This window comes from Sphingomonas sp., assembly GCF_030145815.1.
Lineage (GTDB): Bacteria > Pseudomonadota > Alphaproteobacteria > Sphingomonadales > Sphingomonadaceae > Sphingomonas.
Window position 1 is genome coordinate 12979 of record NZ_JAIXHL010000011.1, and the last position, 15547, is coordinate 28525.

Annotated in this window: 14 protein-coding genes; 6 read left to right on the forward strand and 8 right to left on the reverse strand. The window is 65.8% G+C overall.

Annotation, left to right across the window (positions count from 1 at the left end):
• Positions 1 to 176: 176 nt before the first annotated feature.
• Positions 177 to 1301, reverse strand: coding sequence for an N-acetylmuramoyl-L-alanine amidase (locus tag KYX69_RS11150; protein ID WP_300497196.1), 1125 nt, complete (start codon positions 1299 to 1301; stop codon positions 177 to 179).
• 598 nt (positions 1302 to 1899) lie between these two features.
• On the opposite strand from KYX69_RS11150, the gene KYX69_RS11155 reads away from it, so the two are divergent.
• The 5 genes from KYX69_RS11155 to KYX69_RS11175 all read left to right on the forward strand — a co-directional run bounded on the left by KYX69_RS11155 (position 1900) and on the right by KYX69_RS11175 (position 8599).
• Positions 1900 to 4593 (forward strand): Rne/Rng family ribonuclease, encoded by a 2694-nt coding sequence (locus tag KYX69_RS11155; protein WP_300497199.1) that lies wholly within the window; start codon positions 1900 to 1902, stop codon positions 4591 to 4593.
• A gap of 129 nt (positions 4594 to 4722) precedes the next feature.
• Complete coding sequence (locus KYX69_RS11160; protein ID WP_300497510.1) at positions 4723 to 6078, forward strand: M48 family metalloprotease; 1356 nt, start codon at positions 4723 to 4725, stop codon at positions 6076 to 6078.
• The gene (locus KYX69_RS11165; RefSeq protein WP_300497201.1) at positions 6075 to 6827 is read left to right on the forward strand and encodes a DsbA family protein; all 753 of its coding nucleotides are present in this window, start codon (positions 6075 to 6077) and stop codon (positions 6825 to 6827) included. Before KYX69_RS11160 ends, KYX69_RS11165 begins: the two co-directional genes overlap by 4 nt.
• A 66-nt stretch (positions 6828 to 6893) precedes the next feature.
• Positions 6894 to 7832, forward strand: a complete 939-nt coding sequence (locus tag KYX69_RS11170; protein ID WP_300497203.1) for an ABC transporter ATP-binding protein — start codon at positions 6894 to 6896, stop codon at positions 7830 to 7832.
• Positions 7829 to 8599, forward strand: a complete 771-nt coding sequence (locus KYX69_RS11175; protein ID WP_300497205.1) for an ABC transporter permease — start codon at positions 7829 to 7831, stop codon at positions 8597 to 8599. The genes KYX69_RS11170 and KYX69_RS11175 overlap by 4 nt, the downstream gene beginning before the upstream one ends.
• Here KYX69_RS11175 and KYX69_RS11180 read toward each other — a convergent pair.
• On the reverse strand, positions 8571 to 9314 hold the full coding sequence (locus KYX69_RS11180) for a CPBP family intramembrane glutamic endopeptidase (protein WP_300497208.1): 744 nt from the start codon (positions 9312 to 9314) through the stop codon (positions 8571 to 8573). The two genes, KYX69_RS11175 and KYX69_RS11180, sit on opposite strands and share 29 nt — an antisense overlap.
• A complete protein-coding gene (gene glpX / locus KYX69_RS11185; RefSeq protein ID WP_300497210.1) occupies positions 9314 to 10282 on the reverse strand; it encodes a class II fructose-bisphosphatase in 969 nt (322 codons plus the stop codon). Before glpX ends, KYX69_RS11180 begins: the two co-directional genes overlap by 1 nt.
• A gap of 173 nt (positions 10283 to 10455) precedes the next feature.
• Here glpX and ppc point away from each other — a divergent pair, with 173 nt between their 5' ends.
• Entirely contained in the window at positions 10456 to 13131 is a 2676-nt protein-coding gene (ppc, locus tag KYX69_RS11190; RefSeq protein ID WP_300497213.1) for a phosphoenolpyruvate carboxylase, read from the forward strand.
• 10 nt (positions 13132 to 13141) lie between these two features.
• Here ppc and KYX69_RS11195 read toward each other — a convergent pair whose 3' ends face one another.
• The 5 genes from KYX69_RS11195 to KYX69_RS11215 are packed head-to-tail and all read right to left on the reverse strand — an operon-like array spanning position 13142 to position 15496.
• Positions 13142 to 13528 carry a hypothetical protein gene (locus tag KYX69_RS11195; protein ID WP_300497214.1) on the reverse strand — a complete coding sequence of 129 codons (387 nt, stop codon included), beginning with the start codon at positions 13526 to 13528 and terminating at the stop codon, positions 13142 to 13144.
• A 56-nt stretch (positions 13529 to 13584) separates the two neighbouring features.
• Entirely contained in the window at positions 13585 to 13977 is a 393-nt protein-coding gene (locus tag KYX69_RS11200; RefSeq protein WP_300497215.1) for a thioesterase family protein, read from the reverse strand.
• Positions 13978 to 14023: 46 nt separating this feature from the next.
• A complete protein-coding gene (locus KYX69_RS11205) occupies positions 14024 to 14440 on the reverse strand; it encodes a biopolymer transporter ExbD (RefSeq protein WP_300497218.1) in 417 nt (138 codons plus the stop codon).
• Between the two features lie 60 nt (positions 14441 to 14500).
• Positions 14501 to 15094, reverse strand: coding sequence for a YdeI family protein (locus KYX69_RS11210; protein WP_300497220.1), 594 nt, complete (start codon positions 15092 to 15094; stop codon positions 14501 to 14503).
• Between the two features lie 60 nt (positions 15095 to 15154).
• On the reverse strand, positions 15155 to 15496 hold the full coding sequence (locus KYX69_RS11215; protein ID WP_300497222.1) for a DNA primase: 342 nt from the start codon (positions 15494 to 15496) through the stop codon (positions 15155 to 15157).
• Between the last annotated feature and the right edge of the window lie 51 nt (positions 15497 to 15547).

The window sequence follows — 15547 nt, forward strand, 5'->3', positions numbered from 1 at the left end:
CATTCCTCCCCTGAGCTTGCTCAGGGGAGGGGGACCGCCCGCGCAGCGGGTGGTGGAGGGGCGGCCGCGCAGACGGCCGTGAACAGCTCGGCAAAATTCCGCCCTCTGCGAGGCGGCCTCTTCGTCAGCTTCGCTTCCACCTCCCCTGCGCGGCAGGGGAGGAATGCAAGGGCCTCCTACCGCGCGGCCATCCGCGTCGCGAAATGGATCGCCACCGCGCGATCAACGCTCTGTGCCACGCGCTTGCGGCCTTCGGCAGTGTTGAGCAGCGCGACGTCGTTCGGGTTGGAGATATAGCCCGCCTCGAACAGGATCGAGGGCATGTCGGGCGCCTTGAGCACCAGCAGCGACGCCATGCGGTGCGGGCTGTCCTTGACCGGGATCAAGCCTTGCGCCTCCCGACCCAGCAGCCGGGCGAACTTGGCCGATGCGTTCATCGTCTCGCGCTGGGTCAGGTCGATCAGGATCGATGAGACGTCGCGATTCGTGCCCGCCAGATCGATTCCGGCCAGGATGTCGGATTTGTTCTCGCGCGCCGCCAGCCGTGCTGCCTCCTTGTCGGACGCCACTTCGGACAGCGTGTAGACCGTCGCCCCGCTTGCCCCGGGATGCATCGCCGCGTCGCAATGGACCGAGATGAACAGCGCCGCGCCCAGCGCACGGGCGACCTCGAACCGGTCGCGATGGACCAGATAGCGGTCATCCTCCCGCGTCAGCGCGACGCGCACCCGGCCCGACGCGACCAGTTCGTCGCGGATCGCCTTGGCAATCTTGAGCGCCAGCTCCTTTTCCTGAATGCCGTCGGCGGAAATCGCGCCGGGGTCATGCCCGCCATGGCCGGGGTCGATCACCACCAGCGGGCGATCATCGTCGGCGCCATAGATGCGCGGCATGGCAAACGGCATCGGCTTGGGTGGTACCGGCACCGACACGCTGTAGCTGTGCCGGGATGATGCCCGCACGAAGCTGAACGGTGGCAGGAAGCTCAGCCGGCCTTCGGCAGCGGCGCGGGCGAAGCGCGCCTCGTCCACCGTGCGCAGTTCCAGCGTCAGCGTCGACCCGTCGGCGCCGAACTTGCCATCGGTGACGATTGCCGGGCGCGCCAGATCGAACACGACGCGCGCGCCATCGCCCTGCGCGGCCTGTCGCACTGAAGCGACCGGTCCACGTGTCTGCTCGGGCGCAGCACCGGGGCGCGCACCCATCAGGTCCAGCGCGATCCGGTTCGGACCTGCCAGAACGAAGCTGCTGGCACCGGCGACGCGTTCGTCAAACCGGATGACGATCCGGTTCGACTGCACGTCGATGGCACGTATGGTTCCTGCCCAACTCGGCGCGCCGTTTAAAAACCCGGCGAGGAGGGCAAGGAAAAAAGACACCCGGGCGATATGCCGCGCCGGGCTGGGGGGGGTCCAGCCCAAAAGCATGCACTCATACTCACAAAATATATTCTCCCTGACGCGACCGGAATAATCACCCGGACCTTCCGGCGCGGTGAAGCCTTGCGGTTAACCCGGCATTCGGCATCTTTTTGCCGGCAAGCGGCAAAGGCTTGCCGGGAGCGGAGCGTTGTTTTTGCATCGCACGCGAAATGTTGCCGCGCGGCCACACCGATGCTAGGCATCGTGTCGACCGATCCCGATTTGGGTTATTCGGTATCCATCGCCGGGCGCATTTGGCCCGGTAATTCAGGTTGACGCTGCATGAGGCAATTTCCGTCCATCCCGCATCGCACCGCTCAGGCGGTCGCGCGCGAGGCGGCGGAGGCGGGCACCCACGGGTCCGGCCGTGCCAATGCAGCAGAGGCATCACCAAACCCCTGCGCCCCCAATTTGATGGGGCGCAATCTTGTTCGCGCGCCGCGGCTGACACCCGCCTGGCGCGCCCGGAGACCAACTAATGACCATGCGTATGCTGATCGACGCACGCCACCGGGAAGAGACCCGCGTGGCCGTCGTCAAAGGAAATCGAATCGAGGAGTTTGATTTCGAGAGTGCCGAGCGCAAGCAGCTCAAGGGGAATATCTATCTTGCCAAGGTGACCCGCGTCGAACCGTCGCTGCAGGCGGCGTTCGTCGAATATGGCGGCAATCGCCACGGCTTCCTGGCGTTCAGCGAAATCCACCCCGATTATTATCAGATCCCCAAGGAAGACCGCGAAGCACTGCTGCGCGAAGAGGCCGAGCATGCCGCCGAGGAAGCCGCGCTGCGCGAGGCGGACGATAGCGACGATCACGACCATGACGACGAGGATGGCGACGTCGAAGTGGTCGAGCGTCCCTCCGACGAAGACGAAGAGGGTGGCGAGACTGCCGAGGGCGAAGGCGAGGGCGATAATGGCAAGGGCCGTCGCCGCCGTGGTCGCAAGGGCAGTGACGATCAGGTCGAGGCGCTGCGCCAGCGCCGCATGAATCTGCGCCGCCGCTACAAGATCCAGGACGTGATCCGCCGCCGTCAGGTGCTGCTGGTTCAGGTCGTCAAGGAAGAGCGCGGCAACAAGGGTGCGGCGCTGACCACCTATCTGTCGCTCGCCGGCCGTTACTGCGTGCTGATGCCCAACACCGCGCATGGCGGCGGGATCAGCCGCAAGATTAGCTCCGCCGCCGACCGCAAGCGTCTGAAGACGATCATGGCGGACCTCAAGCTGCCGCCGTCGATGGGCTGCATCGTCCGCACTGCCGGGCTCCAGCGCACCAAGACCGAGATCAAGCGCGACTTCGACTATCTCGCCCGGCTGTGGGACGAGATCCGCGAGAAGACGCTGCAATCGTCCGCGCCGGCGCTGGTGTATGGCGACAGCGACCTGATGAAGCGTGCGATCCGCGATATCTATAACAAGGATATCGACGAGGTGATCGTCGAGGGCGATGAAGGCTATCGCCAGGCCAAGGACTTCATGAAGCTCCTGATGCCGAGCCACGCCAAGAAGGTGAAGCATTACAGTGACGCCGTGCCGCTGTTCCAGCGCGCCGGGGTCGAGGAGCAATTGTCGGCGATGTATCACCCGGTGGTGCAGCTGAAATCCGGCGGCTATCTGGTCATCAACCCGACCGAGGCGCTGGTGTCGATCGACATCAACTCGGGCCGTTCGACCCGCGAACATTCGATCGAGCAGACCGCGACCGCCACCAACCTTGAGGCCGCGCAGGAAATCGCGCGCCAGCTGCGGCTGCGCGACATGGCCGGCCTCGTCGTCATCGACTTCATCGACATGGATCATTCGTCCAACGTCCGGAAGGTCGAGAAGGCGATGAAGGAGGCGCTGAAGAACGATCGCGCCCGCATCCAGGTTGGTCGGATCAGCGCGTTCGGTCTGATGGAAATGAGCCGCCAGCGCCTGCGCACCGGCGTGCTCGAGGCCTCGACCCGCCAGTGCCCGCATTGCGAAGGCACGGGTCTGGTCCGCACCGCATCGTCGGCGGGCCTGTCCGCGCTGCGCCTGATCGAGGATGAGGCGGCACGCGGTCGCGGCTCGCACATCACGCTGCGCTGCAGCCAGGAAGCGGCCTTCTACGTCCTCAACAACAAGCGCGCCGACATCGCCGAGATCGAGGATCGCTACGGCGTCCGCGTCGAGATCCTGTCGGACGGCGAACTGGAAGGCGCGCGCATGTCGGTCGAGGCGAGCGGCCCGCCGCCCGCGCACGCGCCGAAGTTCGCAGCCGCGATCCAGGAGATCGAAGAGGACATCGTCGACGAGATCGACGAAGAGGAAGACGAAGAGGAAGAAGAGGTCGAAGCCCGCGCCCCGCGTGAGCGTCGTGACCGTGGCGAGCGCGCCGAGGGTGACGGCGAGGGCCGCAAGCGCCGTCGCCGCCGTCGCGGACGCCGCGGCCGTCGCGAGGATGGCGATGCGCCGCATGGTGAGGGTGCCGAGCAGGGAAGCGACGGCGAGGACGCTGACGAAGGCGCTGACACCGACGCTGATTCGGTCGAGACGGTTGACGCCGGTGCGGATGCTCCGGTCGCCGCAAGCGAAGGCGAGGGCCGCAAGCGCCGCCGTCGCGGTCGTCGCGGCGGTCGTCGCGGCACCGGCGGTGAGGATACCGGCATCGAGTCCGGCGCCGCCGACGCTGAGGACGCGGCTCCGGTCGAGGCCGAGGTTGTCGATCCGGTGACCGAGCCGGTGGCCGAGGAAGCCCCGGCCAAGCCGAAGCGCAGCCGTCGCAAAAAGGCGGATGCCGACCCGGTCAGCGAAACGGTCGAGGCGGCCGAGCCAGCTCCGGTGGACACTGCGGTCGAGGCCCCGGTGGCCGAGGAAGCGCCCGCAAAGCCCAAGCGGACGCGCCGCAAGAAGGGCGAGGAAGCTCCCGCCGCCGAAACCGCACCGGTCGAAGCGCCGGTGGCCGAGGAGGCGATCGAGGCTCCCGTCGTAGACGAAGCGCCTGCCAAGCCCAAGCGCAGCCGTCGCAAAAAGGCGGACGAAGCTCCGGCTGCGGAAGTGACGCAGGACCTCGCTCCCCCGGCCGCAGATGCCGACTCGGCACCGGCTGAGGCCGTTGAAGCTGCGCCGGTAGAGGCGGCCGCCGAAAGCGGGGAGAGCGACTCCGCGCCGCGTCGCGGCGGCTGGTGGCAGCGCACCTTCGGGGCCTGATCGCGAAAACAGGGGCGGGGGCCGATGCTCCCGCCCCTTTTTTCATCGCGGGTTCATGGCGCCCGGGCCAAGCCGCCAAAATGGCGTCCCGTCGTGCCGACGGTTGATCGCGGGGGAAAAACCACCATGATGGGCGGCATGAAGCGGCTTGTATCCCTGTTCGCGCTGCTGCTGCTGTGCATCACCAGCCCAGCCTATGCCCAATCGATCCTGCGCGACGCGGAGACCGAGGCGCTGCTCGCCGATATGTCGCGCGACATCATCAAGGCGGCGAACCTGTCGCCCGCCAATGTCCGCATCGTCCTGATCAACGACCAGTCGATCAATGCTTTTGTCGCGGGCGGACAGACCGTCTACATCCATTCCGGCCTGATCGACGCTGCCTCCAGCGCCAATGAGGTGCAGGGCGTGATCGCGCATGAAATCGGCCATATCACCGGCGGCCACGTGCCCTTGGGCGATCGGATGGGGAAGGGCGCGACCGGCATCACCATCCTCAGCCTGCTGCTCGGCGCGGCGGCGATGGCGGCGGGTTCCGCTGACGCCGGGATGGGTCTGATGCAGCTCGGGCAGCGCGCCGCGATGGGCAATTATCTCGCCTTCAGTCGCGCGCAGGAGGCGACGACCGACGCCGCCGGAGCCAAGTTCCTGTCCGGCGCGGGCGTCAGCGGGCGCGGCATGCTCGATTTCTTCAAGAAGCTGCAGCAGCAGGAATATCGCTGGGGCCTCAAGCGCGGCAGTGACACCAGCTATGTGATGAGCCATCCGATGTCGGGCGACCGCATCGCCACGCTGACCGCCGATCTTCAGGCTGATCCGGCATGGAACAAGCCCAGCGATCCGCAGATCGAAGCGCGGTTCAAGCGCGTGCAGGCCAAGCTGCGCGGCTATGTCACCGAGCCGAAGGATACGCTGCGCCGCTACCCGGCAACCGATACCAGCGTCACCGCGCGTTATGCCCGGGCCTATGCCTATCATCTCGGCGGCTATCCCAAGGAAGCGGCGGGCGAAGCCGCGGCATTGGTCCGCGCCGAACCCGAAAACCCCTATTTCCTGGAGCTGGAGGGGCAGATCCTGCTCGAATCCGGCAAGCCGCGCGATGCGCTGGCCCCGCTGCGCGCCGCAACGGCAAAGACCAATTTTCAGCCGCTGATCGCCACCACCTTCGGCCATGCGCTGCTCGCGACCGAGGATCCGGCGCATCTGGCTGAGGCAGAGACGGTGCTGCGCCAGTCGGTGGTGCGCGACAAGGAAAACCCGTTCGCCTGGTACCAGCTCGGTATGCTGTATGAGCGCAAGGGCGACAGCGCGCGGGCTGCGCTGGCCACCGCCGAACGTGCCAGCATGATCGGCGATATCGGTCGCGCGGTCCCCAGTGCACAGGCGGCAATGGCCGGATTGCCGCAGGGTACTCCCGACTGGATTCGCGCGCAGGACATCGTCATGGCGGGCCAGGCGATGATGCAGGACAGGAAGCGCAAGTGATCGAAAAACTGGCGAAGAGCCCGCTGGCGCTGGCCGGCACCCTGGTGCTGTCCGGCGTGGTCGGGGGCCTTGTGGTGGTCGGCGTCCAGGCGCTGATCCCCGATCAGGCCGCGCGCGATGACAAGGCGATCGGTCAGGTCGTACGCAACTATGTCCTCGAAAATCCGGAAATCCTGCCCGAAGCGATGAAGCGGCTGCAGGAGCGCGAAAGCGGCAAGGCAGTCGCCGCCAACCGCGCCGCGATCTTTGACGCCTATGCCGGGGCGTGGGAGGGCAATCCGTCGGGCGACGTCACCGTATCGGTGTGGATGGACTATGCCTGCGGCTATTGCCGCGCCAGCCTGCCGATGATCGCGCGACTGGTGGCAGAGGACCCCAAGGTCCGCATCGTCTATCGCGAGCTTCCCGTGTTGAGCGAGGGCAGCCGCGTCGCCGCACGCTGGGGCCTCGCCGCCGCCGAGCAGGGCAAGTTCAAGCCGTTTCACATGGCGCTTTATTCGGGCGGCCAGTTGAGCGAGGCGTCGATCAATGCCGCCGCCGCCACCGCCGGGCTCGATGTCGCGCGCGCGCAGCAGGCGATCGGCAGCGCCCCGGTCGAGGCGGAGGTCGCGCGCAATCTCGACGTCGCCAGCAAGCTGGGCGTCACCGGCACCCCCAGCTGGGTGATCGGGGAACAGGTCATTTCCGGGATGGTGCCGTACGAGGTTCTGAAGGAAGCCGTCCAAACCGCCCGGCGCAGAGGGAAATAGCGCCCCGGCCTTGTTCGGGCTTTGTCCCATCCCTAGATGGCGGCCTCCACATGCAGGGGGCCATGCATGCAACCCATTCTTTCCGTTCGGGCCGTCAGCAAAACCTATGCCTCCGGGCATCGGGCGCTCGGCGCGGTCGATCTCGACATCAACAAGGGCGAGATTTTCGCGCTGCTCGGTCCGAACGGCGCGGGCAAGACGACGCTGATCAGCATCATCTGCGGCATCGTGACGCCCTCGTCCGGAACGATCAGCGTCGGCGGGCACGACGCGATCGCCGACGCCCGCGCCGCGCGCATGATGATCGGGCTGGTGCCGCAGGAATTGTCGGTCGACATGTTCGAAACCGTGCTGGCGACCACCCGCTACAGCCGCCGCCTGTTCGGTCGCCCCGCCAATGACGCGCACATCGAACAGGTGCTGAAGGACCTGTCGCTGTGGGACAAGCGCAATTCCAAGATCATGGAGCTGTCGGGCGGAATGAAGCGCCGCGTGCTGATCGCCAAGGCGCTGGCGCACGAGCCCGACATCCTGTTCCTCGACGAACCGACCGCCGGCGTCGATGTCGAACTGCGCCGCGACATGTGGAAGCTGGTCCACCGCCTGCGTGAACGCGGCGTGACGATCATCCTGACCACCCACTATATCGAAGAGGCCGAGGAGATGGCCGACCGGGTGGGGGTGATCAACAGGGGTGAATTGCTGCTGGTCGAGGACAAGGCCGTGCTGATGAAGAAGCTCGGCAAGCGCGAACTCGACCTGTCGCTGGTCGAGACGATGACGGTGATCCCGCCCGAACTTGCCGAATGGCAGCTGACGCTGACCGATGAAGGGACGCGGCTGCGCTACACCTTCGATGCGCAGGCGGAGCGGACTGGGATCCCCTCGCTGCTGCGCAAGCTCGGCGAGCTGGGCATCGCGTTCAAGGATCTCGACACATCCAAGTCGAGCCTTGAGGACATTTTCGTCGACCTTGTGGCGGCCAAGCGGGAGGAAGCGGCGTGAAGGGATTCAACCATCACGGCGTCTGGGCGATCTATCGCTTCGAAATGGCGCGCGCGCTGCGCACCCTGTGGCAGAGCCTGGTCACGCCGGTCATCACGACCGCACTCTACTTCGTCGTATTCGGCGGTGCGATCGGGTCGCGGATGCAGGAGCTGGACGGGGTCTCGTACGGCAGCTTCATCGTGCCCGGCCTGATCATGATGAACCTGTTGCAGCTGTCGATCTCGAACGCGTCGATCGGCATCTACTTTCCCAAGTTCACCGGCACCGTGTACGAGCTGCTGTCCGCGCCGGTGACGGCGTGGGAGATGGTGATAGGCTATGTCGGCGCGGCGGCGACCAAGTCGATCGCGATCGGCCTGATCATCCTGTTCACCGCGATGGCGTTCGTCGATGTGCCGATCGCGCATCCGTTCATGATGCTGACGATGCTGGTGCTGACCGCAGTCACCTTTTCGATGCTGGGCTTCATCATCGGGATCTGGGCCAAGGGGTTTGAGCAATTGTCGTTCGTCCCGGCGCTGATCGTCACGCCCCTGACCTTCCTGGGCGGCGCATTTTACACGATCAACATGCTGCCCGAGCCGTGGCGCACGGTGAGCCTCGCCAACCCGGTCGTCTATCTGGTCAGCGGCTTTCGCTGGGCATTCTTCGACAAGGGCGATGTCGCGATTGGCGTGAGCCTGGGCTTCACCGCCGCGTTCCTGATCGTCTGCCTCGCGGTGATCGGCTGGATCTTCAAGAGCGGCTGGCGGCTGAAGAACTGACGGGCACCAGCAGCGGCCGCAGCACCAGCGCGTTGAGGTTGAGCAGCGCGTGGACCAGCATCGCGAACCATAGCTGGCCGGTGGCAAGGTAAAGGATCGCAACCGTCACGCCGACGAGTGCTGATGCCGCGACACCCGCCCAACCCTGATAGCGGTGCGCATAGGCGAACAATGCCGTGGCGAGCGCCATGCCGAGCAGCGCATCGCCCGTGACCAGCGCCGCGAACAGCGGCAGGGCAAGGCGGAAGAATAGCTCCTCGACCACGCCAGCCGTGACCCCGAGCGCGGCGGTCCAGCCGGTCTCGCCGGCCGTGCGCGGAAGCAACGCAGCGAACTTTCCCGACATCAGCTGCCGCTGACCGCGATGCGCGCGCCACCAAGCGATGCCCAGCCCAATCACTGCCCCGGCCGCAAATCCCGCCAGCACTGCAACCTTGAGATGCACGACATTGTCGCCGAACCCCGCGAGCCGCCGCGCGCCGGGGATCAGCGGCGCAAATTCGGGCGGCAGTACCGCGAACGCATCCCAACGGCCGGTGAGCAGCAGCGCGACCAGCGCACTCGCCCCGAACGCAAGCGGCGCCCGGAGCATCCAGCGGCGATAACTGGTGATCCGGTCGACGGGCGCCCGCCCGCTGCGGTCGCCACGAATATACCAGAGATACGCGCCGATCAGCGCGATGAGCAGGACGGCGTCGAAGAGCGCGACGCCCATCAATCGATGCGATGCTCGCCCTTGACCCAGCGCACCGTGCCGCTGCTGGCGCGCATCACGACGCTCTCGGTCGTCATCTTGCCCTTCTTCCGCTTCACGCCCTGCAGCAGCGACCCGTCGGTCACGCCCGTCGCGGCGAAGATGCAGTCGCCCTTGGCCAGTTCCGACAGGTCATATTGCTTGTCGAGGTCGGTGATGCCCCATTTGCGCGCACGGCTGCGCTCATCCTCGTTGCGGAACAGTAACCGGCCCTTGAACTGCCCACCAACGCAGCGCAGCGCGGCGCAAGCGAGCACACCCTCGGGCGCGCCGCCCTGGCCCATATAGACGTCGATCGTCGTGTCGGGATCGGTCGTTGCGATGACGCCAGCGACGTCGCCATCGCCGATCAGCACCACGCCGCAGCCTAGCGCGCGCAGCTCCGCGATCAGCTTTTCATGGCGCGGGCGGTCGAGCACGCATGCGATGATCTCGCGCGGCTCCACGCCCTTGGCGGCGGCGATCGCGCAGATATTGTCGGTGACCGATTTGTCGAGGTCGATCACGTCCGGCGGATAGCCCGGGCCGACCGCGATCTTGTCCATATACACGTCGGGGGCGTTGAGCAGATTGCCCTCCTCGGCAATGGCGAGGACGGCGAGGCTATTGGGACCAGCCTTGGCGCAGATCGTGGTGCCCTCCAGCGGATCGAGCGCAATGTCGATCTTCGGCCCCTTGCCCGGCGCCGATCCGACCTTCTCACCGATATACAGCATCGGCGCTTCATCGCGCTCACCCTCGCCGATCACGACGGTGCCATCCATGTACAGCTCGTTGAGCGAAGCGCGCATCGCCTCCACCGCGGCGGCATCGGCGGCCTTTTCGTCGCCGCGACCGGTCAGCGTCGACGCGGCGATGGCGGCGGCTTCGGTCACACGGACCATTTCGAGGACGAGAACGCGGTCGAGAACCTGGCTGGCGGTTTGCATGGGGCTGGCGGATCCTGTTCTGCCTTGGATGATGGCGGCGATAGGAGTGCGAGGCAGGCTTGTCGATGCCCGCCAACGCTGTCATCGCGCGCAAAATTCACATTGGCGTGCGATTGGTAACTGGCGTTACGGACTCGTTGACGCGATCCATCTTGCAGTGCAGCACGCGCGACATGGCCAGTGCACCCCCGATCACCAACAATCCCGATGTCCGTTTCCTTGGCCGCGTCCTTGGCGACGTGATCCGTGCCTATGGCGGCGAGGCGCTGTTCCGGCGGATCGAATATATCCGGTCGGCGTCGGTCGACCGGCATCGCGGAATTGCGGGCGCGGACTCGATCGACCCGGGCCTCGATAGCCTCAGCCTCGACGAAACGCTCGATTTCGTACGCAGCTTCATGCTGTTTTCGATGCTCGCCAACCTGGCCGAGGACCGTCAGGGCATTGCGGCGGAGCCGGGCGCGGACATCGAGCATGCGGTGGCCAAGCTCAAGGAACATGGCATCGGGCGGGATCGGATCGCCGAACTACTTGCCGATGCGCTCGTCGCGCCGGTGCTGACCGCGCACCCGACCGAGGTGCGGCGCAAGTCGATGCTCGACCACCGCAACCGCATCGCAGAACTGATGCGGAAAAAGGATCAGGGCGTCACCGAAACGCAGGACGGCGATCTGGTCGATGAGGCGATCGTGCGGCAGGTCGCGCTGCTGTGGCAGACCCGCGTGTTGCGGTTCGAGCGGCTCTACGTCGCCGATGAGATCGAAAATGCGCTGTCCTATCTGCGCGACGTGTTCCTGCCGACCCTGCCCGCGCTCTATGCCCGGTGGGACCGCGCGCTGGGCAGCCGCGTGCCGGCCTTCCTGCGCCCCGGTAACTGGATCGGCGGCGACCGCGACGGCAATCCGTTCGTTACCGCCGATTCGATGCGCCTCACCATGGCGCGCTCGGCCGAGACGGTGCTGACCTATTATCTCGACGCGGTCCACGCGCTGGGCGCGGAGATTTCGATTTCGGCGCATCATGCGCAGATCGACGCCGGGGTGCAGGCGCTTGCCGACGCCAGCGGCGACGATGCCGCGAGCCGCAGCGATGAGCCTTATCGGCGGGCGATCTCCGGCATCTATGCCCGCCTCGCCGCCACCTATCGCGATCTCACCGGCAAAGCGCCGTCGCGTCCCGGCGCGCTGAAGGGCGAGCGTTATCCCGACCCGGCGGCGTTCCGCGCCGATCTGTCGGCCATCGCCAAGGGGCTGGCCGCGCAGGGTGGCGAGACGCTGGCGTCGAGCGGGTCGCTCGGGCGACTGATCCGCGCGGTCGATATCTTCGGCTTCCACCTCGCCACACTCGATATGCGCCAGAACAGCGCGGTGCATGAGCGCGTGGTCGCCGAACTGCTCAAGGTTGCCGGGGTCGAGGCCGATTACACCGCGCTCGACGAAGACGCGCGCATCGCGGTTCTCCGCCGCGAACTGGCGAGCCCGCGCCCGCTGACCAGCCGCTACGCCGACTATTCCGACGAAACAGCCTCGGAACTCGCAATCGTCAATGCCGCTGCCGAGGTCCACGCCCGCTACGGCCGCGCGGCGATCAGCCAGTATATCGTGTCGATGGCGCAGTCGGTGTCCGACCTGCTCGAAGTCCATGTCCTGCTCAAGGAAGCCGGGCTCTACATTCCGGGCGAACCGGCGCAGGCGCATATCATGGCGGTGCCGCTGTTCGAGACGATCGGCGATCTCGAAGCCGGTCCCGACATCATGCGCGCCTGGTTCGCGCTGCCCGAGGTCGCGGCGATCGCCACCGCGCGTGGCCATCAGGAAGTGATGATCGGCTATTCCGATTCGAACAAGGATGGCGGTTACCTCACCTCGACCTGGGGGCTGAGCAAGGGATCGACCGCGCTGCGCCCGGTGTTCGAGGAGGCCGGGATCGGCATGCAGCTGTTCCACGGCCGTGGCGGCGCGGTCGGGCGTGGCGGCGGATCGTCCTTCGCGGCGATCCAGGCGCAGCCGCCCGGCACGGTGCAGGGCCGTATCCGTATCACCGAACAAGGCGAGGTGATCGCCGCCAAATACGGGACCCGCGAGAGCGCACAGACCAATTTGGAGGCGATGGCATCAGCGACTCTGCTGGCCAGCCTTGAGCCGCAACGGCTGTCGGATGCCGACGCCGCGCGGTTCGAAGCCGCGATGGAAGAGCTCTCGACCACTGCGTTCAAAGCCTATCGCGGCCTCGTCTATGGCACCGACGGTTTCACCACCTTCTTCCGCCAGCTCACCCCGATCGCCGAAATCGCCGGCCTCAAGATCGGCAGCCGCCCGGCGAGCCGCAAGAAGAGCGACGCGATCGAGGATTTGCGCGCGATTCCATGGGTGTTCAGCTGGGCGCAAGCGCGGGTCATGCTGCCCGGCTGGTATGGCGTCGGACAGGCGCTGGCGGCCTTCCCCGACCGCGGTCTGCTGCGCGAGATGGCGGCGGGCTGGCCGCTCTTCGCCTCGACGCTGGCGAACATGGAAATGGTGCTGGCCAAGTCCGACATGGGCATTGCCGAGCGCTACGCCGCCTTGGTCGAGGACCGCGCGCTTGCTGACGGCATTTTCGGCGATATCCGCGATGGCTGGCGCACGACGCATGACCAGCTGCTCGAAGTGACCCGCCAGACGCGGCTGCTCGAAAAGCACGCCGCGCTGGAAACGTCGATCAAGCTGCGGCTACCCTATATCGAGCCGCTCAACCTGCTGCAGGTCGAGTTGCTCAAGCGCCATCGCGCGGGCGAGACCGATCCGAAGATCGAACAGGGCATCCTGCTGTCGATCAACGCGATCGCGACCGCGCTGCGCAACAGCGGCTAAGCGGTCTCGATCAGGAGTCCGCGCTGGCCTTAGCCAAAAACTGGCGTGCCGAGACGTTCATGCGCAGCACGCCCCAGCTGTCGATGCCGATCGAGTCCAGCGGCACTTTAGTTGCGCCCCGGCTGTGACGGATCACGACGCCGTCTGCGGCGACCGTCTCGATCTTGCCAATACGATACCCCTTTCGATCGAGCACCACTTCGTTCGACACGAGGCGTTCCATCGGCGCATCGCCGGTACGAACGCGCTGGGGAGCCAGAAAGGGTGAAACCGGCGTCGGCGGAATGCCATACATGCCCGCATCGGCATTTCCGGTATGGGTCGGGCCGACAAGGTTCTGCGCCGTAACGGGCGCGGAAAGAGCGACGAGGGGAAGAGCAATTAGGGCGTAGCGCATATCGACTCTCCGGATTGAGTAGAACGCAGCGGACACCGTTTTACCTGAACTGCAGATTAATCGAGGAATGGTGCCGCAATCTCCGGTCGCACGCGCACGAGTCGCCCGGTGGCGCGATCGAGCATCGCCCAGGTCGATACCGCCTCGACCTTCACCCGGCCATCGGCATCGGTGAAGCGCATATGGCGGTCGAACCGCGCGCCCTTTGGCGGATCGGGCACCCAGGTTTCGGCCGTCACCGTCTCGCCAACACTCACATTGCCGCGATAGTCGATCTCATGCCGCGTCACGACCCAGACATAGGCGTCGCGATGCTCGGGTGCGGCGACCGCAGCCCAGTGTGAAACCGCCACGTCCTGAATCCAGCGAACCCACACCGCATTGTTGACATGGCCAAGCTCGTCTATGTCCTCGGGCGCGGCGGTGATCGTCTTGGTGAAACGGGGCATCATTGACGTTTACGGTAACTTCGCCGCGCTGCAAACAGGCGTTGGATCAGTCGATCTTCATCCGTTCGTTACCGACAAAAGCCAGCTTGGTGACACCCGCGCGCTTCACCTGGGCCAGCACGTCGTCGAACCGCGCATAGCGTGTGGCTTCGTCGGTCTGGATCAGCAACGCGCGGTCGGCCGCAACCCCGGCTGCCAGTCGCCCAGGCAATTGCGCGTCCGTCATCCGGGCGCCGTCCCAAAGCAACGAACCGTCGGCGGTGATGTCGAGCCGATGCGGTAGGCCCGGTGGGGTAACGCTGTCGCCCTGCGGCAGGTCGACTGGCACCTTGTGGGTCATGCTCGGGATGGTGACGATCAGCATGATCAGCAGTACCAACATGACGTCGATCAGCGGGGTGATGTTGAGCGCGCTGAACGGTTCGGCATCCGCAGCGCGGCGATAGGCAAGAGCACGGGGCATCGATACCTCCTCACATAACGTGATGATGTATCATGCCACAAGCGGGGCCGAGCGCAACGATTAACCGCGCTCATACTTCCAGTTGCGGCGCTTGCCGTCGCGAATCCACGCGATTGCCTCGGCCACGCGCTTGTCGCGTGTCGCGTCGCGCTTTGCTTCGGCGATCCACTCGCAATATTCGCGGCGACAGCTTAGTGGAAAGGCATCAAACGCGGCGACGGCTGCAGGATCACGCACCAGCGCTTTGGCAAGAGCAGCGGGAATTTCGGCTTCGGCCTTGGGCACTGTGGCGGCCCGTCGCGGCACCACGCCCGACTCGATCAGTGCGATGACGGAGCGGATCTGCGCCTCCATCGCCGCCGCGTCGGGAAAATCTGTGAGCGATGTGATCCGGCCGTATTGGCCCATCGCTTCACCCTCTTTCCCGGTCGCCGTCTGGTCGCGGTTCCAGAAACCAAAGCCGGCATGGGCTTTGAACGCGGCCATGTTGGCAAGCGGGCGGCCACCATATGAAAAGAACGGCATGCCCCATTTGATGCTTTCATCGACCTCCGTACAGGCGGCGTGGACGCGTGCGCGCAGCCAGGTCAGGATCGGTCGGGCTAAGTCGGCCTGTCGGTCGATATAGGCGTCAATGCGCGGGTCCGTGGCCATGGCGCGGCTCCTCTCCACGCCACGGTCGGTCGTGACCCGCGCTCTGTCAATCGGCCGGTGTTACGGGTTCAGTGTTATGGCCTCGGAATCATCGATATCGTCGTCGTCGATCTCGCCGTCCTCGAAGTCCTCCTGCAGCGAATCCTCGATCGCGTCTTCATCTTCGTCGGGGTCGCCAATGGCTTCATCCGCCACGTCGTCCGCTGCCAGCAGGACCGCATCTTCGTCTTCATCCGCATCGATCTCCGCACCGAGATCTGGCGCAAGATCGGTCAGCAGCGTGCCGTTGCCGGGGCCGCCGACCGTTGCTTCCAGAATCTCCGCGCGCTGGCTTTCGTCATAGCCGTCTTCGTCATAGCCGTCATCGCCGGTTCCATGACCTTGCACCTGGTGACCACCCATTGCCGTCTCCTTGCATTCAACTGAAGGCGCGAACGGTGGGCGGGGCGGCTG